Origin of the sequence: Hydrogenophaga aromaticivorans, from assembly GCF_013387465.1 — a bacterium.
Lineage (GTDB): Bacteria > Pseudomonadota > Gammaproteobacteria > Burkholderiales > Burkholderiaceae_C > Hydrogenophaga > Hydrogenophaga aromaticivorans.
Genome location: NZ_VYGV01000015.1, coordinates 253,269 through 278,140 on the forward strand (window position 1 = coordinate 253,269; position 24,872 = coordinate 278,140).

The window sequence follows — 24,872 nt, forward strand, 5'->3', positions numbered from 1 at the left end:
CGCGACACCTGCGAGACGCCCCTTCTAAAACCAAATAGTGCGAACAAGTTGGCACACGCACGCCTATTTCGCACTTCATTGATGCGCGTTGGCGTCGATATAGAACCAACGTAGAACCAACGAGCGCTGTTTCTCCCGCGCTGGTGGGGGGAAAAAGTTTTCTGCTCACGCCATTTCGGACTTTGCGCAGACCCGAAAGGGCCGCTGTTTCAAGCGCTAATTAATTCTAAGAAGGTCAAGACATCATGAATCCAGGATTCACGTTCGGCATTGCCCGCCGGCTTTACGCGGTCAGTATCGCCATTTCGTTGGCGCTCGCCGCTTTGGGCGTGTACGCGTACACCAGCCTGAACCAGGCCGCCGACCTGGCCGGTTTCACAGGAAGCACCCGTGTGCCGCAGCTCAACGCCGTGGCCGAGCTGGAGCTCAACGTGACCCAGGTCTCGCTGCAAATCCGCCACGCCATCCTGGCGCGCAATCCCCAGGAGCTGCAGGAGACCTTGGCGTACATCACCAACAAGCGCAAGCACATGGACGGGTTGTTCTCGACTTACGAGAAGCGTCTGTTTTCAGAAGAAGGCAAGGCGCATTTCGCCACCTTGCCGCCCCTGCTGGCTGGTTTCTGGAAGGTGGGTGAGGCCAACATCGCCCTGATCCAGGAGGGCAAGAAGGAAGAAGCCTTTGCCTACCTGGTGGACGTGACGATCCCCACGCGCAACCAGTTGCTCAAGGCCTTCAATGGCGGTGTCGAGATCCAGACCCAGGGACTGGGCAGCGACATCCAGAAGATCCAGCAAGGCGCGCTGACCACCGCCAATCTGATTGCCATTCTGGCGGCGGTCCTGCTGGTCGTGCTGATGGTGTTCTCGGCGTATGTGGCCTCGCTGTTGCGCCGCCGTGTGGCCCTCACCCAGGCCGTTGCCGAGCGGGTGCGCGATGGCGACCTGACCACATCGGTGAACGATGACGCACGCGACGAATTCACGCCCCTGCTGGCCGCGATGAAAGACATGCAGACTTCGCTCACCCGTGTGGTGACCGATGTGCGCCAGGGGGCTGACAGCGTGGCCACGGCCAGCGCGCAGATCGCCCAGGGCAATTCGGACCTCTCCAGCCGCACCGAGCAGCAGGCCTCGGCGCTGGAAGAAACCTCGGCCTCGATGGAGCAAATGGGATCGACTGCCAGCCAGAACGCTGACAACGCGCGCCAGGCCAGCCAGCTCGCGGCCAGCGCCAGCACGGTGGCGGTACAGGGTGGCGAGGTGGTGGATCAGGTCGTGCAGACCATGAAAGACATCAACGACAGCAGCAAGAAGATCAGCGACATCATCGGCGTGATCGACGGCATTGCGTTCCAGACCAACATCCTGGCGCTCAACGCCGCCGTGGAAGCGGCGCGCGCTGGTGAACAGGGCCGTGGCTTCGCGGTGGTGGCCGGCGAGGTGCGCAACCTGGCGCAGCGCAGCGCCGAGGCGGCGAAAGAAATCAAGGGACTGATCAACGCCAGTGTGGAGCGTGTGGATCAGGGCACGGCCCTGGTGGACCGCGCCGGCAGCACGATGCAGGAAATCGTGACCTCGATCCGGCGCGTGACCGATATCGTGGGCGAGATCAGCAGCGCCAGCAGCGAGCAGAACGCGGGTGTGAACCAGGTCAGCCAAGCCGTGAGCCAGTTGGACCAGGCCACCCAGCAGAACGCCGCGCTGGTGGAAGAAAGTGCCGCTGCGGCTTCCAGCCTGCAGCAGCAGGCTCAGCAACTGGTGCAGGCGGTGGGTGTGTTCCGGCTCTCGGGCCACGTGACAGCGGCCCGCCCTGCGCCGGTGCCGGTGGCGGTGGCGAATCAGCCGGCGCGCGCCAAAGCCCGTCCCGCCCCGGTGCGTACCGCGTTCCGTCCGGCCGTCAAGACCCAGGCCACCGCCGCCGCTCCCTTGCAAGCCAGTGCGCCCAGACCCGTGGCCGTGCCCGCCGGCGGTGCGAGCGACGACTGGGAAAGTTTCTGATCCGCCGAACCGAAAGAGCCTCACCATGGACATGCAGCACGAAGGCAGCCACATCGCGCGCCAGACCAGTGACCGCGCAGCCGCTGCCGCAGCGGCGAAGAAAGCCGAATTCCTGACCTTCCGCCTGGGCGCGGAGGAATACGGCATCGACATCCTGCGCGTGCAGGAGATCCGCTCCTACGAAGAGCCCACGCGCATCGCCAATGCACCGGCGTTCATCAAGGGCGTGGTCAACCTGCGCGGCGTGATCGTGCCGGTGGTGGACCTGCGCACCAAGCTGGGCTGCGAAAAGGTGGAATACAACGGTTTCACGGTGGTGATCGTGCTCAACGTGCACGGTCGCGTGGTCGGTGCGGTGGTGGATTCGGTGTCCGACGTGCTGGAGCTCAGCAGCGAGCTGATCAAGCCCGCGCCCGAGATGAACACCACGGTGGACACCAGCTTCATCACCGGCATCGCCAGCGTGGGCGAGCGCATGCTGATCCTGATGGACATCGAGGCGCTGATGTCCAGCGCCGACATGGGCCTCATGGACACCTCCCAGAGCCTGCAGTGAGCGGCGGGTGCGACCCATGAGCGGGGACATGGACAGTCGGCGCGCGCGGGCCAGTTGCATGGCCTTGCCCGCGCTGCGTCTGTCCGCCACGCGCCGGGGTCCTTTCTCCACGGCGGGCGACCGCAACACCACGGAATGGATTTCATGAACTTCAACACCCGATTGATCCTTGCCTTTGTGGCGCCGGCGGTGCTGTTTGTCGCCAGCCTGGGTGGCAGTATCTGGGCCCTGGTGCAGACCCAGCAGGAGTTCGACCAGTACATCCAGACCGAGCAGGCCATGGCCAACAGCGTGCGCGAGATGTACGCCCAGGGGCTGCAGATGGGCCAGGCGTTGCGCAACATCGTGCTGGACCCTGCCAACCCCAAGGCCTACGACAACCTGCAGGCCGCGCGCTCGGCTTTTGACGACGCGCACCAGGCGACGCTGCAGTCGGCCCGGGGCACGCCGGTGGAACCGGCGCTGGCTTCTCTGGTCGCGCTGCGCGGCGCCCAGGCCCAGGCGCAGGACAAGGTGCTGGCGCTGGTCAAGACCGACGCCGCCCAGGCCATCGAGGTGCTCAACCGCGACGAAACACCGGCCTGGCGCAAGCTGCGAGCCGAACTGCTGGAACTCCGGGATGCGTCCGGCCAGCTGTCGGTGCAGACCCACCAGAGCGTCAAGCAGAGCGCCGACCGCGCGCGCTGGCTGGCGATGGCGCTGGCCGCGCTGGCGATCGGGGTGGCGGTGGTGCTGGGCCTCGTGGTGCAGCGCACCCTGCGTCGCGAGATTGGCGGCGACCCGGCCGTGGCGCGCACCGCCCTGCGCCGCATTGCCGACGGCGACCTCACAGGCGCCATGCCGCCGGTGCGCGAACCGGCCAGCCTCATGGGCGCGCTGGCGGGCATGCAGTCGTCGCTGCGTGGGTTGGTGGCGCAGGTCCAGCAATCCAGTGCCGGCATCGAGACCGCCAGCCGGGAGATTGCCAGCGGCAACAACGACCTCGCGGCGCGCACCGAGCAGGCGGCGAGCAGCCTGCAGGAAACCGCGGCCAGCATGGAAGAGCTCAACAGCACCATGCGCCAGAGCGCCGACGCGGCGCGCCAGGCCAGCCAGATGGCCGTGGCCAATGCCGAGGTGGCCATCCGCGGCGGGCAGGTGGTGGGCCAGGTGGTCGCCACCATGGACGAGATCAACCACAGCAGCAAGAAGATCAACGACATCATCGGCGTGATCGACGGCATCGCGTTCCAGACCAACATCCTGGCGCTCAACGCCGCGGTGGAAGCGGCGCGGGCCGGTGAGCAGGGCCGCGGCTTTGCCGTGGTGGCCGCTGAAGTGCGCAACCTCGCGCAGCGCAGCGCCGAAGCGGCGAAAGAAATCAAGGTGCTGATCGGCACCAGCGTGGACAAGGTGGAGGCGGGCAGCCGCCTGGTGGCCGAGGCCGGCAGCACGATCGGCGAGGTGGTGGCCAACGCGCAGCGCGTGGCCGACATCATTGGCGAGATCACCGCGGCCAGCGGTGAGCAGAGCAGCGGCATCGGCCAGGTCAACACCGCGGTGAACCAGCTTGACCAGATGACGCAGCAGAACGCGGCGCTGGTGGAAGAGAGCAGCGCCGCAGCCGAGAGCCTGAAAGACCAGGCCCAGCGCCTGGCGCAGGTGGTGCAGGTCTTCCGCATCGAGGGAGCCGGTGCGGCGGTGCCCGTGGCCGAAACCAGCAGGCCATCGGCCCCCGTGCGGGCCGAGCCCAGACTGGGCAAAACCCCTGCCGTGGCAGCGGCGCGCCCAACCGGACTTCCCCGCCCGCTGGCAGCGCCTGCGCCCAGGCGTCCTGCGCCGCTGTCACTCCCCGCAAGCCCCCAGCCCGTCAAGGTGAGTGCTTCTGCCGCGGCCGAAGGCGACTGGGAAAGCTTCTGAACGTGTTCCCCGCAACCCAGGAAAAATAGCCATGCGCTTCAACAACCTCAAAATCACCCAGCGCCTGGCCTTGGGATTTGGTGCGGTGCTGCTGCTGCTGTGCGCCCTCACCGGCGTGGCACTCAGCGGCCTGAACGCAGCCCGCGATGCCCATACCAATCTGAAAGCGATGGGTCAGCGTTCGGCGCTGGCCGACGAATGGGTGAGCCACACGCGGCTCAACATCAACCGCGTGATGGCCATGGCCAAGTCGGGCAACGACCCCCAGGTGGATGCCCATTTCAAGCCCCTGATCGCGCAGACCACCGACCGCATCAATGGGCTGCAGAAAGCGCTGGAAGACAGCGTCGATTCGGAGCAGGGCAAGAACCTGCTGGGCGCGGTGGGCGAGCGCCGCAAGCAGTACATCGCGGTGCGCAAAGCCTACTTCGCGGCGCTGGCCGCCGCCGATCCCCAGGCCGAAGACCTTCTGCAAACCGGCCTGATCCCGGCGGTGGAGAGCTACATCGGGTCGATGGAAAAGCTCCAGCAACACGAGCGTGAACTGGTCGAACTGGCGGACCAGGCGGCCGGGCAGGCGGTCAAAACCGAGATGCTCATCATCGGCCTGATGGCGGGCTTCGCGCTGGCGCTCGGCGCCGTGGTGGCCTGGTTGATCAGCCGGTCGGTCACGGTGCCGCTGTCCACGGCGGTGGAACTGGCCCGTGCCGTGGCCGGCGGTGACCTCACGCGCAGCGTGCAGGTGGACCGCCGCGACGAGCTGGGCGACCTGCTCGGTGCGCTGTCCACCATGAAAGACTCGCTGCAGAAGACGGTGCAGCAGGTGCGCAGCGCCACCGACAGCATCAACACCGCATCGGCAGAGATCGCCAGCGGCAACCAGGACCTGAGCGCGCGCACCGAACAGGCCGCGAGCAACCTGGAAGAAACCGCCGCCAGCATGGAAGAGCTCACCGCCACGGTGCGCCAGAGTGCCGACGCCGCGCGCCAGGCCAACCAGCTCGCCGCCAGCGCCTCCGAGATCGCCGTGCGCGGTGGTCAGGTCGTCAGCCAGGTGGTCACCACCATGGACGAGATCAACCACAGCAGCAAGAAGATCAGCGACATCATCGGCGTGATCGACGGCATCGCCTTCCAGACCAACATCCTGGCGCTCAACGCCGCGGTGGAAGCGGCGCGCGCTGGTGAACAGGGCCGTGGCTTCGCGGTGGTGGCCGGCGAGGTGCGCAACCTGGCGCAGCGCAGCGCCGAGGCGGCGAAAGAAATCAAGGGCCTCATCGGCGCCAGCGTGGACCGGGTCGAAACTGGATCCCGCCTGGTGGCCGACGCTGGTCAGACCATGAGCGAGATCGTGGGCTCGGTGCAGCGCGTCTCCGACATCATTGGTGAAATCACCGCCGCCTCGGGCGAGCAGAGCGACGGCATCGGCCAGGTCAACACCGCGGTGAACCAGCTCGACCAGATGACGCAGCAGAACGCCGCGCTGGTGGAAGAGAGCGCGGCCGCCGCCGAGAGCCTGAGGGACCAGGCCACGCGTCTGGCGCAGGTGGTGTCCGTGTTCCGCATCGATGGCAGCAGCGCGGCCGCGTTCACCCCAAAGGTGGTTCATCAGGCTGCGGCGCGCACCGCGCCCACTCCGGGCGCCCGGCCCGCCGCGAAAACGCTGCACACACCCGCCATCGCAGCACCCCGGGCAGCGCTCCAGCTCAAGCGCCCGGCGCCAGAGCGCGCCCCGACGCCCAGCGCCGGTGCGCCCACCGCGCCTGTCGCCAGGGCCGTTCCGGTCAAACCCGCCAAGGTCGCCGTGGCTGCGGGCGACGAGGGCGACTGGGAAAGCTTCTGACGAAGCGACCGGACATCTCTCGCCGAAGCGCCCCCCTTTCTGAAAGCCCGCCATGAACATTCACGCCCACCCCGCGCTGAAGGACACCGGCCATCCCCAGGCCCTGCTGGGCGACATGGTGATGCTCGCCGCCATCGCCCTGAGCGCGGCGGCGGCCGTGCTGATCGGGTTTCTCTACTACGAGCCGACGCTGGCCATCGTCGGCGCACTGGTCTTCCTGGGCCTGGGCGCCGCGGCCTACGCGCTCGGGCGCGGTACGCTGGGTTCGCGTCTGACGCTGGCCCTCGCCCTGGTGTCGCTGGTGGCCTTGCAGATCCAGCTGGCGCACGGCGAGCTGGAATACCACTTTGGTGTGTTCGTCACGCTGGCGTTGTTGCTGGTCTACCTCGACTGGCGGCCGATCGTTTTTGCGGCGGGGCTGTTTGCGGTGCACCACGTGCTGTTTGACCGCCTGCAGGCCGCAGGCCTGGGCTTTTACTGCACCACCGAAGCCAATTTCGCGCGTGTGCTGCTGCACGCGGCGTACGTGGTGATTCAGACCGGTCTGGAAGTGGTTCTCGCTGTCGGCATGGGTCGCACCGCCCGCGAGGGCGCCGAACTCACGCGCCTCGTGCGCTCGGTCAACCAGGCCGACGGCATTGCGCTGGACGTCAGCGCGCATGCGGTCAGCACGCCGGGTGCGCGTGCGCTCCAGGATGCGCTGCAACGCATGCAGATCGTGGTGGCCTCGGTGCAGGCGTCGGCTGTGCACATCGAAGCCGCCAGCAGCGAGATCGCCAGCGGCAACAGCGACCTCTCGGCGCGCACCGAGCAGGCCGCGAGCAACCTGCAGGAAACCGCGGCCAGCATGGAAGAACTCAACAGCACCATGCGCCAGAGCGCCGACGCGGCGCGCCAGGCCAGCCAGATGGCCGTGGCCAACGCCGAGGTGGCCATCCGCGGCGGGCAGGTGGTGGGCCAGGTGGTCGCCACCATGGACGAGATCAACCACAGCAGCAAGAAGATCAACGACATCATCGGCGTGATCGACGGCATCGCGTTCCAGACCAACATCCTGGCGCTCAACGCCGCGGTGGAAGCGGCGCGGGCCGGTGAGCAGGGCCGCGGCTTTGCCGTGGTGGCCGCTGAAGTGCGCAACCTCGCGCAGCGCAGCGCCGAAGCGGCGAAAGAAATCAAGGTGCTGATCGGCACCAGCGTGGACAAGGTGGAGGCGGGCAGCCGCCTGGTGGCCGAGGCCGGCAGCACGATCGGCGAGGTGGTGGCCAACGCGCAGCGCGTGGCCGACATCATTGGCGAGATCACCGCGGCCAGCGGTGAGCAGAGCAGCGGCATCGGCCAGGTCAACACCGCAGTGAACCAGCTCGACCAGATGACGCAGCAGAACGCTGCGCTGGTGGAAGAGAGCAGCGCCGCGGCCGGGAGCCTGAAGGACCAGGCCCAGCGCCTGACCCAGGCCGTACAGATTTTCAAGATTGATCACGGATCCCGGGGATCCTGATTCGGACTCATTTCAGTCATTCGGAGTTTTCCATGTACTTGCAACCTTTGATGCGCCTGTTCTCAATCCGTGTGCGCATGCTCGGTGCCATCGGTGTGGTGCTGTTGCTGCTGGGCATCGTCGGCGGTGCGGGCCTGTGGGGCATGTCGCGCCAGTCCGCGGTGAGTCACGAGTTCGTGGGGCACGCGTTTGAGGAAACCCTCACGCTGTCGCGCCTGCGAGTTGCGCTGTCCGACATGAGCCGCCATGAAAAGGACATGGTCATCCAGTACGAGTCACCGGAACAGATGTCGCTGGCCAATCTGCAGTGGGAGAAGGCCCGCGAGGAGGTCAACAAGGAGATCGCACACATGATGCAAGGTGATGCGGACGAAGACAACGCCGTGCTACTGGAGATGCAGAAGCGGCTGAACGACTACGTGGCTGCGGTCGAACCCGTGGTGGCCCAGATCAAGAGCGGCGGCTATGACAGCGCCACCGTGGCCAACCGGATGCTGGGCCGGGCACACGATCAGTACGCCGCCTTGCTGGTCGACATGCAGAAGATTCAGGGCATCATCATGCAGGAGGCCGCCAGCCTGCAGCAGGAAGAGGCCTACATCAGCGGACAGACCACGCTGTGGTTCGGCGTTGCCTTGGCTCTGGCGGCGCTGGTGGTGGTGCCCTCGACGCTGGCCAACATGCAAAGCATCTGCCAGCCGCTGGACCAGGCCCAGCGTGTGGCCACCGCCATCATGCAGGGCGACCTGACCCAGACGATTTCCACGGTCGGCCGGGACGAACTCACCCAGCTCATGACCGCACTCGGGGGCATGCAGTCGGCGCTGGTGCGCATCGTCGGGGAAGTGCGCAGCAGCACGGACAGCATCGGCACCGCCAGCGCGGAGATCGCCTCGGGCAACCAGGATTTGTCCACCCGCACCGAGCAGGCAGCGAGCAACCTGCAGCAGACCGCCAGCAGCCTGGAGCAGATCAACGGCACGGTGCGCCAGAGCGCCGATGCCGCGCGCCAGGCCAGCGCGATGGCGGTGGCCAACGCCGAGGTGGCCGTGCGCGGTGGCCACGTCGTGGGCCAGGTGGTGTCGACCATGGATGAGATCAACCACAGCAGCAAGAAGATCAGCGACATCATCGGTGTGATCGACGGCATCGCCTTCCAGACCAACATCCTGGCGCTGAACGCGGCGGTGGAAGCCGCGCGTGCCGGTGAACAAGGCCGCGGCTTTGCGGTGGTGGCGGCTGAGGTGCGCAACCTGGCGCAGCGCAGCGCCGAAGCGGCGAAAGAAATCAAGGGACTGATCGGCACCAGCGTGGACAAGGTGGACGCCGGCACCCGGCTGGTGGCGGAGGCCGGCAGCACCATCAACGAGATCGTGGTCAATGCCGAGAAGATCTCGGCCTTCATCAGCGAAATCACCACGGCCGCCACCGAGCAATCGGCGGGCATTGGCCAGGTCAACACCGCGGTGGGTCAGCTCGACCAGATGACGCAGCAGAACGCCGCCCTGGTCGAACAGAGTGCCGCCGCCGCCGAAAGCCTGAAAGACCAGGCGACCCGCCTGGCCGAGGTGGTGCGGGTGTTCCGCCTGCAGGCTTGATCCGTTTTTTCTACCATCAACCGAACAATCCATGTTGGACAACTTGAGCTTTCGCCAGAAGATCATCACGCTGGTGCTCTTTGCCGTCGTCGGCATCGCCGTCATCGCCACCCTGTCGGTTTTGCAGTCGCGCCGGCAGATCACCGAAGGTCTGCAGGGCCAGCTGGTCACCGGCGTGCAGTCGGCACACACCATCGTGGAGGGTTTTCGTGCCCAGGCTGCCGCCGGCAAGATGACCGAGGCCGAGGCCCAGAGCGCCGCCCAGGATGCCCTTCGCATGGCGCGCTACGGCGCCGAGGGCAAGGACTATTACTACATCTGGACCTTGGCGGGAGCTGGTGTGATGCACCCGCTCAAGCCCGAATGGTCGGGTCAGGACATGATCGGCAAGGTCAAGGACGGCAACGGTGTGGACATCATCGTGGCCTTGGTCGAGGGCCTGCGAAACAGCGGCAACGGACGCGCCTTTGTGCAGACCAACTTTCCGCGTCCCGGCGGCACCGAGCCGGTTCCCAAGCTGCAGTACGTGATCCAGGTCGACGGCTGGAACTGGATGGTGGGTTCGGGTCTGTACACGGACGACCTCGACGTGCAGGTGCGCCATGCGGTCCTCACCAACCTCGGGGTGGGTCTGGCGGCGCTGCTGATCATTGGCGGCATCGGCTGGACGACGTTGCGCAGTGTGACGCGCCAGATCGGTGGCGATCCGGTCGAGGCGGTGGCGGTGATGAAGGACGTGGCGAACGGCAATCTGGCCGTGGAGTTGCGCCACGCGCCCGCCGGCAGCCTGCTGGCGGTGCTGGGTGAGATGGTGTCGTCGCTGCGCCAGACGGTGGGTAAGGTGCGCAACGCCACCGACAGCATCACCACCGCGTCGGTGGAGATCGCCAGCGGCAACCAGGACCTCTCGGCCCGCACCGAACAGGCCGCGTCGAACCTGCAGCAGACGGCGGCCAGCATGGAAGAGCTCACCAGCACGGTGCGCCACAGCGCCGACGCCGCGCGCACCGCCAACCAGCTCGCCGAATCGGCCGCCAGCATCGCACGCCGCGGGGGCACCATGGTGGCCGAGGTGGTCACCACCATGGACCAGATCAACCAGAGCAGCCAGAAGATCAGCGAGATCATCGGCGTGATCGATGGCATTGCCTTTCAGACCAACATCCTGGCCTTGAACGCCGCGGTGGAGGCGGCGCGTGCGGGTGAACAAGGGCGCGGTTTTGCGGTGGTGGCGGCCGAGGTGCGCAACCTGGCGCAGCGCAGTGCCGAAGCGGCGAAGGAAATCAAGACCCTGATCGGCACCAGCGTGGACAAGGTCGATGCCGGCACGCGCCTGGTGGCCGACGCCGGATCGACCATGGACGAGATCGTCGCCAGCGTGCAGCGGGTGACCGACATCATGGGCGAGATCAGTTCGGCCACGGCCGAGCAGAGCCAGGGCATCGCGCAGGTCAATGTGGCGGTGACGCAGCTCGATCAGATGACGCAGCAGAACGCCGCGCTGGTGGAACAGAGTGCCGCGGCCGCGGAAAGCCTGAAAGACCAGGCGGCCAGTTTGACCCAGGTGGTCCGCGTGTTCCGGCTGGCTGGCGCGGCGGTGCCGGGCTGAGAAGCCGGGCGCACAAAACCCGTTCTCGAGAGGGCCGTGCGCTGCGATGGCCCTGCGACACGGCGCTGTGGCAGGCCTGCCTATACTTGTTGATCGTGGGCCGCTGGGCCCGGTCCGGAGATCAACACCATGAACGCCCGCTTGCCCCAACCGCTGCCCCCGCTGGACCCTTTGGCCTTGCAGGCCCAGGTCGACACCGCCTGGACGCAGCGCATCGTGCCCGAGCTGGTGCGTTACATCGAGGTGCCGGCCAAGTCGCCCATGTTCGATCCCGAGTGGGCCCGGAACGGTCTGCTCGAACGCGTGTTGCAGAGCGCGGCCGACTGGGTGCGCGCGCAAGCCGTCGTTGGCCTCACACTGGAGATCGTGCGGCTCAACGATGCCAACGGTGTGCCGCGCACGCCGGTGCTGTTTTTCGAAGTGCCGGCCAGTGCCGGAAAAGACGGCACGCCAGCACCTGCCTCCGGCCAGACCGTGCTGATGTACGGCCACCTCGACAAACAACCCGAGTTCACCGGCTGGCGCAGCGACCTCGGCCCCTGGACACCGAAGATCGATGACGGCAAGCTCTACGGCCGCGGCGGTGCCGACGACGGCTACGCGGTCTACGCCAGCATCGCTGCGGTGCAGGCACTCAAGGACCAGGGCGTGGCGCACCCGCGCATCGTCGGCCTGATCGAAACCTGCGAAGAAAGTGGCTCGGCCGATCTGCTCCCCTATGTGGACGCGCTGCGCACCCGGCTGGGCGACGTGGGCCTGGTGATCTGTCTGGACAGCGGCGCCGGCAACTACGACCAGCTCTGGCTCACCACCAGCCTGCGCGGCATGGCCAGCGGTGTGCTGAAGGTGGAGATCCTCACCGAAGGCATCCACTCCGGTGACGCTTCGGGCCTTGTGCCGTCGAGCTTTCGCATCATGCGGCAGGTGCTGGACCGTCTGGAAGACAGCGCCACCGGTCGGCTGTTGCCCGCGAGCTTTCATTGCGAAGTGCCCGCCGAACGGCTGGCGCAGGCGCAGGCCACCGCCGCCATCCTGGGCGACGAGCTCTACAAACGTTTTCCCTGGGCGCACCACGACTGCGGTGGCTCCAGCGTGTTCGCCCTGCCCACCACCACCGACCCGGTGGAGGCTTTGCTCAACCGCACCTGGCGGCCCACGCTCAGCGTGACCGGCGCCGACGGTTTTCCCACGCTGCAGAACGCCGGCAACGTGCTGCGGCCCTACACCGCGTTCAAGCTCAGCCTGCGCCTGCCGCCGCTGGTGGACGCGCCCGCCGCCGTGCAGCAGCTCAAGGCCCTGCTGGAAGACAACGCGCCCTACCAGGCGCGCGTCACTTTCGATGGCGAAGGCGCGGCCACCGGCTGGAACGCGCCCAGCACCGCGCCGTGGTTCGAAGACGCGCTGCAGGGCGCCTCGCAGGCCCACTTCGGCGCCGCCTGCGGCACCATCGGCCAGGGCGGCACCATCCCGCTGATGAACATGCTCAGCCAGGGCTTTCCCCGGGCGCAGATGATGGTCTGCGGCGTGCTCGGACCCAAGAGCAACGCGCACGGCCCCAACGAGTTCCTGCACCTCGACTACGCACGCCGCCTCACGGCCGCGGTGGCGCAGGTCATGGCCCGCATGCCTTGAGCTCTTGTTCAATTCCGAAGCTGCTGGCCCCATGTCCGATACCACCCAAGCCCCGTTCACGCTGCGCGACGGACTGAACCTCGCCCTCTACGACTGGCCCCTGCCTTTGCGCATGCGCCCGCGGGCGGTGGTGCTCATCGTGCACGGCCTGGGCGAACACGCCTGGCGCTACGACGCGCTCGCCCAACGGCTCAACGACTGGGGCTTTTGCGTGCGCGCCTACGACCAGCGAGGCCATGGCGAGTCCGGCGGCGCGCAGGGTGTTTTGCCCGACGACGATGCGCTGCTGACCGACCTGTCCGAGGTGCTGGACGACACCCGCCGCCACCTCGCCAACCCCTGGGCCTGTCCGCTGATCCTCTTCGGGCACAGCATGGGCGGTCTGGTGGCCGCCACCTTCGTGCACCGCAACCTGGCGCCGGTGGACGGGCTGGTGCTGTCGTCGCCCGCGCTGGACGCGGGCATCGGCCCGCTGCAGAAGTGGCTCGTGCGGCTGTTGTACCGCTGGGCGCCCAACCTCGCGCTGTCCAACGGACTCGATGCGCGCCAGATATCGCACGATGCCGATGTGGTGCAGGCCTACCAGCAGGACAGTCTGGTGCACGACCGCATCTCGGCGCGGCTGGCGTATTTCATCGACAGCAACGGCCCGTCCGTGGTGGCCGCGGCGCCCCACTGGCGCGTGCCCACCTTGCTGATGTACGCGGGCGCGGACCGTCTGGTGCGACCCGAAGGCAGCCGCGCGTTTGCCGCCGTGGCGCCGCGCGAACTGGTGACCAGCCAGTGCCTGGATGGCCAGTTCCACGAGATCTTCAACGAGGCAGATCCGTCGAGGGCTTACGCAGCGCTGAAAACCTGGCTCGATCTGCAGGCGCCAGCCTGAGACGCCCGCCAACAAAACGGCCTGCGAAGAGGCCGTTTCAGTTGGGGTCGAGCGGGCTTATTTGCGCATCAGGCCGCCGAGCATGCCCATCAGGTCACCCGCATCCATGCCGCCGCGACCCTGACCTCCACCCAGCAGCGCGCCCAGGCCTCCCAAGCCGTTGTCGGCCGGCAGCTGGCCCTGTGGCGTGAGCTGGTCGATCAGGCCGGGCAGCAGGTCGGCCAGGGTGCCGGCGGCCTGCTGCTGGTTGCCGCCGAACTGCCTGGCGATCATGCCCATCAGGTCCGGGCCCAGTGCGCCACCCAGTGCGTCGGGCGAGACGGGCTGGTTGGCGCCCGTGCCCACCCACGATTGCGCCGCGTCGCCCAGACCGCCCTGCTGCAGCTTGGCCAGGATGCCCGAGAGGCCGCCGCCGTTGTTCATCAGCGCAGCGACGATGCCCATGAGCACCTGCGGATCCAGACCACCCGTGCCTGCTTGCGTCTGACCACCTTGCCCGCCACCGAGCGCCGCGCCCACCAGTGAATCCAACAGTCCCATGGGACACCTCCACAAAAAAGAGATCGATGATGACGGGTGCATGTGTCATCAAGCACACCAGAGGCAACGCCCTCCAGCACACACCGGAGAACCGGCGCGGCCCCCTGGGAAGCCCGCGCAGCGGGTCAAGCGGGATTGTGGGCTTGCCGGCGGACCCACGCAAGCCACGCCAGCGCCAGTCCGGTGAGGGCCACGGGCACCAGTGAGCCCACGTTCAGCCACAGCCAGCCCTGCGTGGTGACCAGTGCGCCGGAGGCGAACGACGTGAGGGCCATGGTGGCGAAAACAAAAAAGTTGATGGCGGCCTGTGCGCGGTCTTTTTCCTCAGGCCTGTAGGCTTGCAGCGACAGTGTGGTGCTGCCGGTGAAGAGGAAGTTCCAGCCCACGCCGAGCAGGAACAGCGCGATCAGGAACTGGTGCAGGTTCACGCCCGTGAGCGCCACGGCGATGCAGGCGATGTTGAGCACGACGCCCACGCCCATGATGGTGAGCGTGCCGAAGCGCTTGATCAGGTGGCCGGTGAAGAAGCCTGGCGCGAACATGCCGATCACGTGCCATTCGAGCACCAGCGCGGCGTCGTCGAACGGAAAACCGCAGACCTGCATGGCCAGCGGGGTGGCCGCCATCAGCAGGTTCATCACGCCGTAGCCCAGCGCGGCGCCGGCGGTGGCCACGATGAAAACCGGCTGTTTCATGATCTGGCGCAGCGGTCGGCCGGTGTCGGCATTGGCCTTCCTGGGCGGCAGCGGCGGGAACTTCAGGAAGGCCATGATGGCCATCGAGATCAGCGCCACCAGCGCCAGAGCCAGGTAGGCGCCTGCGAAAGGCACCTCGAACAGGTTGCGCGTGCGGCTCGCCAGGTTGGGGCCGAGCACCGCGCCCACCAGACCACCCGCCAGCACCAAAGAGACCGCCTTTTCGCGGTAATCCGGGGCGGCCAGTTCGGCGGCGGCAAAACGGTAGAGCTGGCCGTTGGCGCTGTAGTAACCGGCGATCACGGTGGCGGTCACCAGCAGCCAGAAGTTTTTGTCGAACGCTGCCCAGGCACACAGCAGCACCGAAGCCAGCGCCACCAGCAGCCCGATCTGGAACGAGCCCTTGCGGCCGAATGCGCTCTGGGTGCGCGCCACCAGCGGCGTGGACAAGGCCCCGCCCACCACGTAGCCCATGACGGGCAAGGTGGCCATCCAGCCCAGCGGCGCGAGCGAGAGGCCGACCAGGCCGTTGATGGCGATGAAGACCACGTTGTTGGTCAGGAACAGGCCTTGCGCGGCGGCCAGGAGCCAGAGGTTTTTGTTCATAAGGGGCTGTTTATACAAGGCCGCGCTCGCGCCCGGGGTCGCAGAGCCGACGGTATAGTGCCAAGGACAGGCCTCGGGCCGCTCACACCATCCGCCAAGACACCGCTCAACTCAGGAGGAGCCATGAACACCACCGCTGAACCGAAGGCCGCCGACGCCAACAAAACCCTCACGACGGTAATCTATGCGCTGTACGCGTCGTCGCTGCTGCTCGGCATCACCTGCCTGGTGGCCATCGTGATGAACTATGTGAAGAAGGACGACGTGGCCGGCACCTACCTGGAAAGCCATTTCCGCTGGCAGATCCGCACCTTCTGGTTCGCGCTGCTCTGGAGCGTGATCGGCGTGCTCACGCTGTTTCTGGTGGTGGGCGCCTTTGTCCTGCTGGGCAACCTGATCTGGTTCATTTACCGCATCGTCAAGGGCTGGCTCTACCTCAACGATGGCAAGGCCATGTACGCCACCACCGCCTGAAGCGCACCGGCGCAGCGTCAGGCCCGCGCGGCGGTGGCCGCACGCAGCACGCGCTGCCGGGCCATTCCTGCGGCAAGATCGCGCCACCACCGTTTGCGGAGAGCGTGCATGACATCCAACAAAGCTTGGGGGCTGGCCCTCGCTCTGTTGATCCTGGGCGCCGGGCTGGCGCCACCGCCGGCCAGCGCGCAGGAGCGCCCCGAGCGCCCACGCCTGCGCGACTGGCTGCAGCAGCGCCAGGACCGGGCGCCGCAACCGGCCGCGCCGGTGCCGATCACCCGGCCCGGTGAGCACCGCTTCAGCCTGCGCCACGGAGGCCTGACGCGCGAGTACCGCGTGCACGTGCCGGCGCGCTACGACCCGGCGATACCGATGCCGATGGTGCTGTCCTTCCATGGGGGCGGTGGCAACATGGACATCCAGGCCGACGACCGCTATTACGGGCTGGTCTCGCACGCCGAGCAGGCGGGTTACGTGGTGGTGTTTCCCAACGGCACCAGCCGCCTGCGCTCGGGCAAGCTGGCCACCTGGAACGCCGGCCTGTGCTGTGGCCAGGCGCGCGACCGGCAGGTCGATGACGTGGGCTTCGTGCGCGCCGTCGTGGCCGATCTGCGCCAGCGCCTGAACATCGACCCGGGGCGCATCTTTGCCCAGGGCATGTCCAACGGCGGCATGCTCTCGTACCGGCTGGCCTGCGAGATGGCCGACACCTTCAAGGCCATCGCCTCCGTGGCCGGCACCGACGGCACGCCGGCCTGCGCGCCCTCTGCGCCCGTGTCGGTGCTGCACATCCACGCGCTCGACGACGACCGGGTTCTCTTCAATGGCGGTTCGGGCAGCGCCTCCGACACCCACGCGGACTTCGTGTCGGTGCCCGACACGGTGGCCAGATGGGCCCGACTCAATGGCTGCGAGGCTGCGCCACGGCGTGTGCTGGAGGTGCCGGGAGCGTGGTGTGAAACCCGTTCATCCTGCCGGGGCGGCGCCGAGGTGAAACTGTGCGTGACCGAGACCGGCGGCCACTCCTGGCCCGGTGGGCGCAAGGTGCGCGGCGAGCAGCCGGGCGCCAGCGCGATCTCGGCCAACGAACTGATCTGGGACTTCTTCAGCCGGCGCTGAGCGCCAGCACCAGCGCCGCCAGCGCCGCGGTTTCGGCGCGCAGCACGCGAGGCCCGAGGGTGACCGGCACGAAACCGGCCGCGCGCGCCTGCGCGTCTTCGCTGGCCGACAGGCCGCCTTCGGGGCCGCTGAGGAAAAGCACCCCGGCGTCGGCGGGGGCATCGCCCAGCACCTCGGTCAGGGGGCGGGTGCCGGGCGCGAGCGAGAGCACGCAGCGCAGCGCGGCCACGTCGGCCGACGCCGGAAGCCAAGCCGCCAGATCGGCCACCGGCTTCACGGCGGGCACCCGGTTGCCGCCGCACTGTTCGCAGGCGGCGATGGCCACCGACTGCCAGTGCGCCTGTTTCTTGGTGGCGCGCTCGCCGGCCAGGCGCAGCACGCTGTGGGCGGTGTGCAGGGGCTGGATGCTGACCACGCCGAGTTCGGCGGCTTTTTCCACCAGCCAGTCCATGCGGTCGTTGGCGGGCATGCCCACAGCCAGGTGCACGCGGCGGCCGGCTTCGCGTTCCACCGGCGCGTGGTGGTCGATGCGCACGGCCACATCGGAGCGACCCATGCGCAGGATGGTGGCGCTGTATTCGCCGCCTTCGCCGTTGAACAGCGTGATGACGCCACCGGGTTGCAGGCGCAGCACCTGGACGTGGCGCGCTGCGGCGGGTGGCAGCTCCAGGTCGGTACCGAGGGTGAGCGGGACGGGACAGTGAAAGCGCGGCATGTGGTGTCGCTCAGACCCGCCCGAAGGCGTAGCCCGAAGCGGCCTCGAAGCCTTCGATCTTGTCGATCAGTTGCAGGAAGGGTCCGAGCTCTCGGTAGCGGTGCGTGGTGTTGCGGATGTAGTGGATGAAGCGTGGCGCGTCGGCCAGGTACTTCGGCTTGCCGTCGCGCAGCGTGAGGCGCGCGAAGATGCCGGCCACCTTCAGGTGGCGCTGCAGGCCCATCCATTCCACCGCGCGGTAGAAGGCGCCGAAATCGCTGTGCCAGTCTTCGAAGTCCATCAGGCCGGCCTTGCGGGCCTTTTCCCAGTAGCGCACGGTGACGTCTATGACGAAGTCTTCTTCCCAGCTCAGGAAGGCGTCGCGCATCAGGCTGGCCACGTCGTAGGTGATGGGGCCGTAGACCGCGTCCTGGAAATCGAGCACACCGAGTTGCTGAGCGGGCGTGGTGCCGGGCCGGGTCGGCATCATCAGATTCCGGGGCATGAAGTCGCGGTGCACGTAGACGCTGGGCGCGGCCAGATTGCGCTGGACGATGCTGTCGAAGGCCTTGCTCAGGGTTTCGGCGTCCTTGCCCTGCAGCGTGGTCTGGCGGTGCTGGGCCAGGTACCAGTCGGGGAACAGCTGCAGCTCGCGGCGCAGCAGCGGCTCGTCGTAGGGTGGCAGCACACCGGGTTTCGAGGCCAGCTGCCAGGCCAGCAGGCTGTCGAGTGCGGCCATGTAGTGGGCGTGGTTGGCTTGCGGCTGGTCCGGGTTGATCACGTCCAGCAAGGTCTGGTGGCCCAGGTCACTCAGCAGCATGAAACCCTGCGGCTCGTCCCAGGCCAGTACATCGGGCACCAGCAAGCCGGCCTCGCGCATCAGCGCAGCCACCTGCACAAAGGGTCGGCAGTTTTCATGTGCCGGTGGCGCATCCATGATGATGAGGCTGTCGCCGCTCAGGCCGTCGAGCCGCAGGTAGCGGCGGAAGCTGGCGTCAGCGGAAGCCGGGCGCAGCGTGGCCTCCAGCAGGCCGTGCTGGCGGGCCAGGGGACGCAGCCAGGCTGTGAAAGCGGCTTCGCGTTGCGGGTCCGTCCACGCAACGGCGTTTGTGATGGGGGGCATGTCTGGGGAGGGTGTTGGAGGGGGCGTCAGCGACGGTCGCCGGGGCGGGGCAACAGGCATAGGATAATCGCCGCAGATTCTACAAATCCATCGCGCCGCCGACCTGGTTCCGGGCGGGCGTTTCGTGGTTCCGCCGACCTGTTGCAGCGGTGCCGAGTTCCTACAGCATTCAGAGTCGGCCGTTTTGCCACACACCGCCTTGAAACCTGCTCACAACCCCTTCCCAGCGTCTTCCCGCACCACGCGTGCAGCGAGCGGCGCCTGTCCCGAACCGACCCGCCTGGCATGGGCGGTGCAGGGCGCCATTGCGGCGCTGGCGCTGGGAGCTGGCGCCGTGCCGGCACCGGTTTGGGCGCAGGATGCCGATGCCGGGGAATCGGTGCGACTCAAACCCGGCGCCATGTTGCAGGAGACGCTGCCGCCGGAAACGAGCAAACAGCTGCCGACCTTCGTGTGGGGTGAGCGCATGCAAGGCAAGACCGACGATGTCACCGTGCTGGAGGGCGAGGTGGAGCTCCGGCGCCACGACACGGTCATTCGTGCGGATCGGGTCGAATTCGATCAGCGCACGAATGAGGCGCTCGCCACGGGCCATGTCCTGATCAACCGCAACGGCGACCGCTTCCAGGGCCCCGAGCTGCAGATGAACGTGGAGACCTACAAGGGCCATTTTTCGGAACCCACCTACCAGTTGTTGAAGAACCAGGCCAGCGGCGACGCCAGCCGCATCGATTTCCTGGACAGGAACACGATGGTGGTGCACGACGGGCGCTATTCCACCTGCGAGCGCCCGCCGGGCAGCCGCTGGATGCCGGACTGGCTGGTGCGGGCCACCAGCATCGAACTGGACACGGTAGAGGACGTGGGTACCGCCAAGGGCGGTGTGCTGGAGTTCAAGGGCGTGCCCATCCTGGCTGCGCCCTATTTCACGTTCCCGCTGTCGGACAAGCGCAAGTCGGGTGTCTTGCCGCCGAGCATGGCCATCGACAACCAGAGCGGCGTGCAGCTGACAGCGCCCTACTACCTCAACCTAGCGCCCAACATGGACGCCACGCTCGCGCCGTCCCTGATGACGAAGCGGGGTGTGGACCTGGCCGGTGAGTTCCGCTACCTGCAGCCGAGTTACACGGGACGGCTGCGCGCAGCGTTCATGCCGTCGGACCGGCTGCGCGACGAAGACCGCTGGGCGTACTCGCTGCAGCACAGTCAGCGACTGACAGCCAATGTTGGTGGCGGAAGCCCGATCAGCCTGCGTGCGAACCTGAACCGCGTGGGCGATGACAACTACTGGCGCGACTTTCCCCGCTCGATCACTTCCCTGACCTCGCGTCTTCTGCGGAACGAAGCTGATTTGGGCTGGGTTCGCGGCCCCTGGTCGGTGAATGCCGGGGTCTACCAATGGCAGTCCTTGCAGGATGTGAGCGCGCCCTTCACCCCGCCCTATGATCGGCTGCCATCGCTGGCTTTGAACTATCAGAAGTACGACCAGACGCTGCTGGGGTCGCCCGGATGGGACATGTCGGTGCAGACCAATTTCACCCGCTTCCAGCGCTCCATTCTGTCCACGGCCGGAGAAGTCAAATCCGGGGGGGATCGATCTCTGGCGGTGGCAGAGATCACCCGTCGCTGGCAGTCCCCCGGCTGGTTTGTGCAGCCGCGTGCGCGCCTGCATGCGACCCAGTACCAGTTTGACAATGCCACAGGGGTTCCCACATCGGCCTCGCGGGCGGTGCCCACCGTCAGCCTGGACAGTGGTCTGGTGTTCGAACGACCGGCCGCCTACTTCGGGCGCCAGTACACCCAGACGCTGGAGCCCCGGGCGTTCTTCACTTGGACACCCTTCCGTGACCAGACGGGCCTGCCCAACTTCGACTCTGGTGCACGGGACTTCAACCTGGCGACCATGTTTTCAGAGAACGCCTACAACGGGAACGACCGCATTTCGGACACCCGGGCGGTGACCCTGGGGGTCAACTCCCGGCTGCTCGACGCCGACAATGGCGCCGAGGTGATTCGACTGGGCATGGCCCAGCGCGTGCTGCTCGAGGACCAGAATGTCACTTTGCCGGGCGGTGTCCCGGTGACCGAGCGGGTGAGCAACATGCTACTGGCCGCCCGTGTTCAGTGGGATCCCCTGTGGTCGTTTGATACGAACCTGCAGTACAACCCCAAGAGCGGGGAGAGCGTGAGGACCACCATGGGTGGTCGTTACACGCCGGGGCCCTTCAGGGTGCTCAGCGCCGCCTATCGCATCCAGCGCGGCGTCAGCGAGCAGATTGATCTCGGCTGGCAATGGCCCATCGCCGACCTGTGGGGGGGTGCCTCGACGCGTGTGCCGGGGCGCGCGCTGGGGCCAGGCCAGTGGTATACCGTTGGGCGCATGAACTACAGCATGCCGGATCGCAAGATCATCGACCTCGTGGCCGGATTTGAATACGATGCCGGTTGCTGGCTGGGGCGCGTCGTGTTGTCCCGTCTGCAGCAAAGCAGGACCACGGCCAACCAGAGCATTTTGTTCCAGCTCGAGTTTTCCGGCTTCTCCCGTGTTGGCGCGAGCTCGCTTCAGACCCTGCAGGGCAACGTACCGAAATACCAGTACCTGCGTGAAGAGATCGTCCCGCCAAGCCGTTTCCAGCAGTACGACTGATCCATATTGACCCTCATGACCGAAAATGCCCGCCCGCGCTCCTTGCCTGCTTTGTTGTGTGGGCTGGCACTGTTCGCGCTGAACCCTGTTTCCGCCCAGTCCTTGCGGTTGAGCAGCGAGCTTGCTCAGGCAAGCATCAAACAGCCGTCCGTGGCCACGCGCACGGTGGACTACATCGTTGCGCTGGTCAATTCCGAGCCGGTGACCAACAACGACGTGCGGCAACGCCTGATGCGTGTCGAACAACAGTACGCCCAACGTGGCGTCGCGCTACCGCCGCGGGAGGAGCTGGCGCGCCTCGTGCTGGAACAGCTGGTGGCCGAGCGGGCCCAGCAACAGGAGGCGACTGAGTTGGGGCTGCGTGTGGACGAGGCGTCCCTCGCCCAGGCCGAGCAGTCGATCGCCGCCCAGAACCAGCTCAGCGTGGAAGAGTTTCGCCAGCGTGTGGCCGCCGAAGGCATGGACATCAACCGCCTGCGCAACGAACTGCGGGGCCAGCTGTTGCTGCAACGCGTGCGCGAACGCGAAGTGGAACTTCGGGTGAAGGTGAGCGAATCCGACATCGACGCATTCATCCGGGAGCAGGGCGCCAACAACCCCGACGCCCTGGAATTGAGTCTGGCGCATGTGCTGGTTCAGGTGCCCGATACGGCCAGTGCTGCGCGCATCGCCGAGCTGCAGGCCCGGGCCCAGAGCGTGGCCGATCGCGCGCGCGCAGGTGGTGACTTTGCTGCGCTGGCGCGGGAATTTTCCGATGCGCCTGAGGGCACCAGCGGCGGTGAATTTGGCTGGCGTCCGGTGTCCCGGTTGCCTGAGCTGTTCGTCGAGTCAACCCGTTCGCTGACCGCAGGGGGTATCGCAGGGCCGGTGCGCAGCGCGGCGGGATTTCATGTGCTCAAGCTGATCGACAAGCGTCAGGGCGTTTCGCCCGCATTCACCGTCACCCAGACCCGCGCGCGCCACATCCTGTTGCGCACAGGGCCCCAGCTCAGCCAGGCCGATGCGGTCGCCCGACTCAATCGGTACAGGCAGCAGGTGGCCAGCGGACAGGCCAGTTTTGAGGCCTTGGCGCGCGAGCACAGCCAGGACGGTTCGGCCCGCCAGGGGGGCGATCTGGGCTGGACCAACCCGGGGCAATTTGTCCCCGAGTTTGAAGAAGCGATGGACAAGCTGCGACCCGGCGAGATGTCGCCGCCGCTGGTTTCGCGTTTCGGCGTGCACCTCATCCGGGTCGATGAGCGCCGCGATACCGCCATGAGCGAGCGCGAGCAGCGGGAAGTGGCCCGCGCCCGGTTGCGGGATCAGAAAGCCCAGTCGGTGCTGCTGAGCTGGTCACAAGACGTCCGCGCACGCGCTTTCGTGGAATACCGCGAAGATCCGCGGCCCTGATCGCGGACCGTTGCAGTCTTCATGAAACACATTGCGCGCAAGCGCTTTGGTCAGCACTTCCTGACCGACCAGGGCATCATCGATGCCATCGTGCGCGAGATTGCGCCCTTGCCGGGCGATCACATGGTCGAGATCGGACCGGGGTTGGCAGCGCTCACGCAACCCCTGGTCGAGCGCCTGGGCCACTTGACGGTCATTGAGCTGGATCGTGATCTGGCCCTGCGCTTGCGTGCCCATCCGCAGTTGACGGTGGTCGAATCCGATGTGCTGAAGGTGGACTTCACGGCGTTGGCACATGAACTGTGTTCGGCGCCGGGGAGCGCATCAGAGCCGCGGCAGGTGGATCGTGTCGGGGTTCGGGTGGTGGGCAACCTGCCCTACAACATCTCCACGCCTATCCTGTTCCACCTGCTGGACCATGTGGCGGTGATTCAGGACCAGCATTTCATGCTGCAGAAGGAAGTGATCGACCGCATGGTGGCCCGACCGGCCACGGCGGACTACAGCCGCCTGTCCGTCATGCTGCAGTGGCGCTACGCGATGGACAACGTGCTGTTCGTGCCCCCCGAGAGCTTCGATCCACCGCCGCGCGTGGACAGCGCCATCGTGCGCATGGTCCCGCTGGCACAACCGCCGGCCATCGACATCAAGTTGTACGGCGAACTGGTGCAAACCGCCTTCAGCCAGCGGCGAAAGATCTTGCGCAACACGCTCGGCAAGTGGCTGGAAGCCCGCGACTTTGCCGGCACGTTCGACCTGCAGCGCCGCGCTGAAGAAGTGCCGGTGCAGGAGTACGTGGCGCTCGCCCAGGCTGTTCAATAGAAAACACGCAGGCATGAAAAAGCCGCTGCGATGCAGCGGCTTTTTTCCTTCCAGGGCACCGCGGAACCGGCTTTGCCGGGCCGCCAGTGCCGCCCCCTTGAGGGGGTGACGCCGAAGGCGGCGCGGGGGTGGTCCAGTCAGGTCAGGCCGCAGCCAGCCAATACCCGGCGTTGAACGGGCTGCTCATGCGCAGCGCCATCGGGCTCACGTCCAGGAGCTTGTCGGTTGGCATCGGCTCTTCGTTTTCCACCTCGATCGGTGCTTCGCCTTTGGACGCGCGAGCGACCGAGAAGGAATAGAAGCAGCGGAACGGGATCTTGCGGTCGCTCCAGTAGTCGGCGGTGTCGCGGAAGATGTCGAGCAGTTGCTCGCGCGCTTCTTTGTCGAACTTGGCATGGGCCGGAATGTGCTCCAGCACGACAATGAAACCGGTCTGCGGACCCGACTTGTGGACCAGATCGGTCATGCAGTCGTAGAGCGCATCGAAGTTCTTGCCGAAGTGCGACGGCAGGGTGTACTGCGCCGCGATCAACTCCAGCACATCCTGCTTGCTCTGGGCTTTGGCCAGGTTGGCGTACAGAAAGTGATGACCCAACTGCTCGGCCGCAGCCTGCAGGTCTTTCACGCCATAAGCGCGAATCGACTGAACGATATTGGGTTTTACGTTACGAAGTGGCGTGTCCATCTCCGCGTCTCTTTCTAAAGTCAAAGTTAAAAATCTGCTCACTGCGCTCCGGATCACTGCACGATCAGCCTGAAGCTGCTGTAGTGATCCTCGGTGTAATAACAACCATCAGGTGCCCGGGGTTTCAGCCCTCCACACACGATCCGCCTTGCCCCCCGGTGGTTCAAACCCGGAGTGGGCACGGTGTATTCGCGGTAGTAACCTCGCTTCTGACCCGGCAGCAACCGCTCCCGGTTGCCAAACACGGTGCCGTCTTTCTCATACCGGAAAGGACCACCCTGCCGAATCTGCGACATCACCTCCTGGCCCTGCACGGGCAGACCCGAATACGCCACGGAGGCGACGGCCGAACCTGGAAGGCTGCTGAACGCGGGTGATCGGGCTTGCACCACAAAGGTGCTGATGGCCACCAGCAGGGCGGCCGATACCGCCCAATTCCTCGTCCACCGGATCCGATCCAGACCCATGAAATCCCTGCTCCTGATGTGATCAACCCGCCTCCGGCACTCCGACAAGACAGGTCTTGTGGAGGTGTTGACGGGGCGGGTTAACCCTGTGAT

General features: G+C 66.6%; 19 protein-coding genes and 1 pseudogene. 14 read left to right on the top strand and 6 right to left on the bottom strand.

What is annotated here, in order from left to right; all coding sequences use genetic code 11:
- Positions 1–245: 245 nt before the first annotated feature.
- The 9 genes from F3K02_RS16515 to F3K02_RS16555 all read left to right on the top strand — a co-directional run bounded on the left by F3K02_RS16515 (position 246) and on the right by F3K02_RS16555 (position 13,518).
- Positions 246–2,000, top strand: coding sequence for a methyl-accepting chemotaxis protein (locus F3K02_RS16515; protein WP_177136722.1), 1,755 nt, complete (start codon positions 246–248; stop codon positions 1,998–2,000).
- Between the two features lie 25 nt (positions 2,001–2,025).
- Positions 2,026–2,556: a chemotaxis protein CheW gene (locus F3K02_RS16520; protein ID WP_177136723.1), complete on the top strand. Its 531-nt coding sequence runs from the start codon at positions 2,026–2,028 to the stop codon at positions 2,554–2,556.
- Positions 2,557–2,700: 144 nt separating this feature from the next.
- Positions 2,701–4,455, top strand: coding sequence for a methyl-accepting chemotaxis protein (locus F3K02_RS16525; RefSeq protein ID WP_177136724.1), 1,755 nt, complete (start codon positions 2,701–2,703; stop codon positions 4,453–4,455).
- Between the two features lie 31 nt (positions 4,456–4,486).
- Positions 4,487–6,298, top strand: coding sequence for a methyl-accepting chemotaxis protein (locus F3K02_RS16530; protein ID WP_177136725.1), 1,812 nt, complete (start codon positions 4,487–4,489; stop codon positions 6,296–6,298).
- A 52-nt stretch (positions 6,299–6,350) separates the two neighbouring features.
- Positions 6,351–7,796, top strand: coding sequence for a methyl-accepting chemotaxis protein (locus F3K02_RS27795; RefSeq protein WP_177136726.1), 1,446 nt, complete (start codon positions 6,351–6,353; stop codon positions 7,794–7,796).
- 32 nt (positions 7,797–7,828) lie between these two features.
- Entirely contained in the window at positions 7,829–9,394 is a 1,566-nt protein-coding gene (locus F3K02_RS16540) for a methyl-accepting chemotaxis protein (protein WP_177136727.1), read from the top strand.
- A gap of 31 nt (positions 9,395–9,425) precedes the next feature.
- On the top strand, positions 9,426–11,003 hold the full coding sequence (locus F3K02_RS16545) for a methyl-accepting chemotaxis protein (protein WP_218179480.1): 1,578 nt from the start codon (positions 9,426–9,428) through the stop codon (positions 11,001–11,003).
- A 129-nt stretch (positions 11,004–11,132) separates the two neighbouring features.
- A complete protein-coding gene (locus F3K02_RS16550) occupies positions 11,133–12,635 on the top strand; it encodes a M20 family metallopeptidase (RefSeq protein ID WP_177136728.1) in 1,503 nt (500 codons plus the stop codon).
- Between the two features lie 31 nt (positions 12,636–12,666).
- Complete coding sequence (locus F3K02_RS16555; RefSeq protein ID WP_177136729.1) at positions 12,667–13,518, top strand: alpha/beta hydrolase; 852 nt, start codon at positions 12,667–12,669, stop codon at positions 13,516–13,518.
- A gap of 57 nt (positions 13,519–13,575) precedes the next feature.
- Here the strand turns inward: F3K02_RS16555 and F3K02_RS16560 are convergent, their stop codons facing one another.
- Together F3K02_RS16560 and F3K02_RS16565 are read right to left on the bottom strand one after the other, a co-directional pair.
- On the bottom strand, positions 13,576–14,058 hold the full coding sequence (locus tag F3K02_RS16560; protein WP_177136730.1) for a YidB family protein: 483 nt from the start codon (positions 14,056–14,058) through the stop codon (positions 13,576–13,578).
- Between the two features lie 125 nt (positions 14,059–14,183).
- Positions 14,184–15,359 (bottom strand): MFS transporter, encoded by a 1,176-nt coding sequence (locus tag F3K02_RS16565; protein WP_177136731.1) that lies wholly within the window; start codon positions 15,357–15,359, stop codon positions 14,184–14,186.
- Between the two features lie 123 nt (positions 15,360–15,482).
- Here F3K02_RS16565 and F3K02_RS16570 point away from each other — a divergent pair, with 123 nt between their 5' ends.
- On the top strand, positions 15,483–15,833 hold the full coding sequence (locus F3K02_RS16570) for a DUF4870 family protein (protein WP_177136732.1): 351 nt from the start codon (positions 15,483–15,485) through the stop codon (positions 15,831–15,833).
- Positions 15,834–15,941: 108 nt separating this feature from the next.
- Positions 15,942–16,952, top strand: coding sequence for an extracellular catalytic domain type 1 short-chain-length polyhydroxyalkanoate depolymerase (locus tag F3K02_RS16575; protein WP_177136733.1), 1,011 nt, complete (start codon positions 15,942–15,944; stop codon positions 16,950–16,952).
- On the opposite strand, the gene F3K02_RS16580 is transcribed toward F3K02_RS16575, so the two are convergent.
- Both F3K02_RS16580 and F3K02_RS16585 read right to left on the bottom strand, forming a co-directional pair.
- Positions 16,939–17,667, bottom strand: coding sequence for a 16S rRNA (uracil(1498)-N(3))-methyltransferase (locus tag F3K02_RS16580; RefSeq protein WP_177136734.1), 729 nt, complete (start codon positions 17,665–17,667; stop codon positions 16,939–16,941). The two genes, F3K02_RS16575 and F3K02_RS16580, sit on opposite strands and share 14 nt — an antisense overlap.
- Positions 17,668–17,677: 10 nt before the next feature.
- Complete coding sequence (locus F3K02_RS16585; RefSeq protein ID WP_425485616.1) at positions 17,678–18,799, bottom strand: aminoglycoside phosphotransferase family protein; 1,122 nt, start codon at positions 18,797–18,799, stop codon at positions 17,678–17,680.
- Between the two features lie 169 nt (positions 18,800–18,968).
- On the opposite strand from F3K02_RS16585, the gene F3K02_RS16590 reads away from it, so the two are divergent.
- From F3K02_RS16590 to rsmA, 3 genes are all read left to right on the top strand, one after another.
- Positions 18,969–21,416: an LPS-assembly protein LptD gene (locus tag F3K02_RS16590; protein WP_246309534.1), complete on the top strand. Its 2,448-nt coding sequence runs from the start codon at positions 18,969–18,971 to the stop codon at positions 21,414–21,416.
- Between the two features lie 150 nt (positions 21,417–21,566).
- Positions 21,567–22,805: a peptidylprolyl isomerase gene (locus F3K02_RS16595; protein WP_343067099.1), complete on the top strand. Its 1,239-nt coding sequence runs from the start codon at positions 21,567–21,569 to the stop codon at positions 22,803–22,805.
- A 21-nt stretch (positions 22,806–22,826) separates the two neighbouring features.
- A complete protein-coding gene (rsmA, locus tag F3K02_RS16600; protein ID WP_177136738.1) occupies positions 22,827–23,627 on the top strand; it encodes a 16S rRNA (adenine(1518)-N(6)/adenine(1519)-N(6))-dimethyltransferase RsmA in 801 nt (266 codons plus the stop codon).
- A gap of 289 nt (positions 23,628–23,916) precedes the next feature.
- Here the strand turns inward: rsmA and F3K02_RS16605 are convergent.
- Together F3K02_RS16605 and F3K02_RS16610 are read right to left on the bottom strand one after the other, a co-directional pair.
- Positions 23,917–24,312, bottom strand: a pseudogene (locus F3K02_RS16605) (barstar family protein); the annotation flags it as partial.
- A gap of 53 nt (positions 24,313–24,365) precedes the next feature.
- Positions 24,366–24,779 carry a guanyl-specific ribonuclease gene (locus F3K02_RS16610; protein WP_177136740.1) on the bottom strand — a complete coding sequence of 138 codons (414 nt, stop codon included), beginning with the start codon at positions 24,777–24,779 and terminating at the stop codon, positions 24,366–24,368.
- Positions 24,780–24,872: the final 93 nt, after the last annotated feature.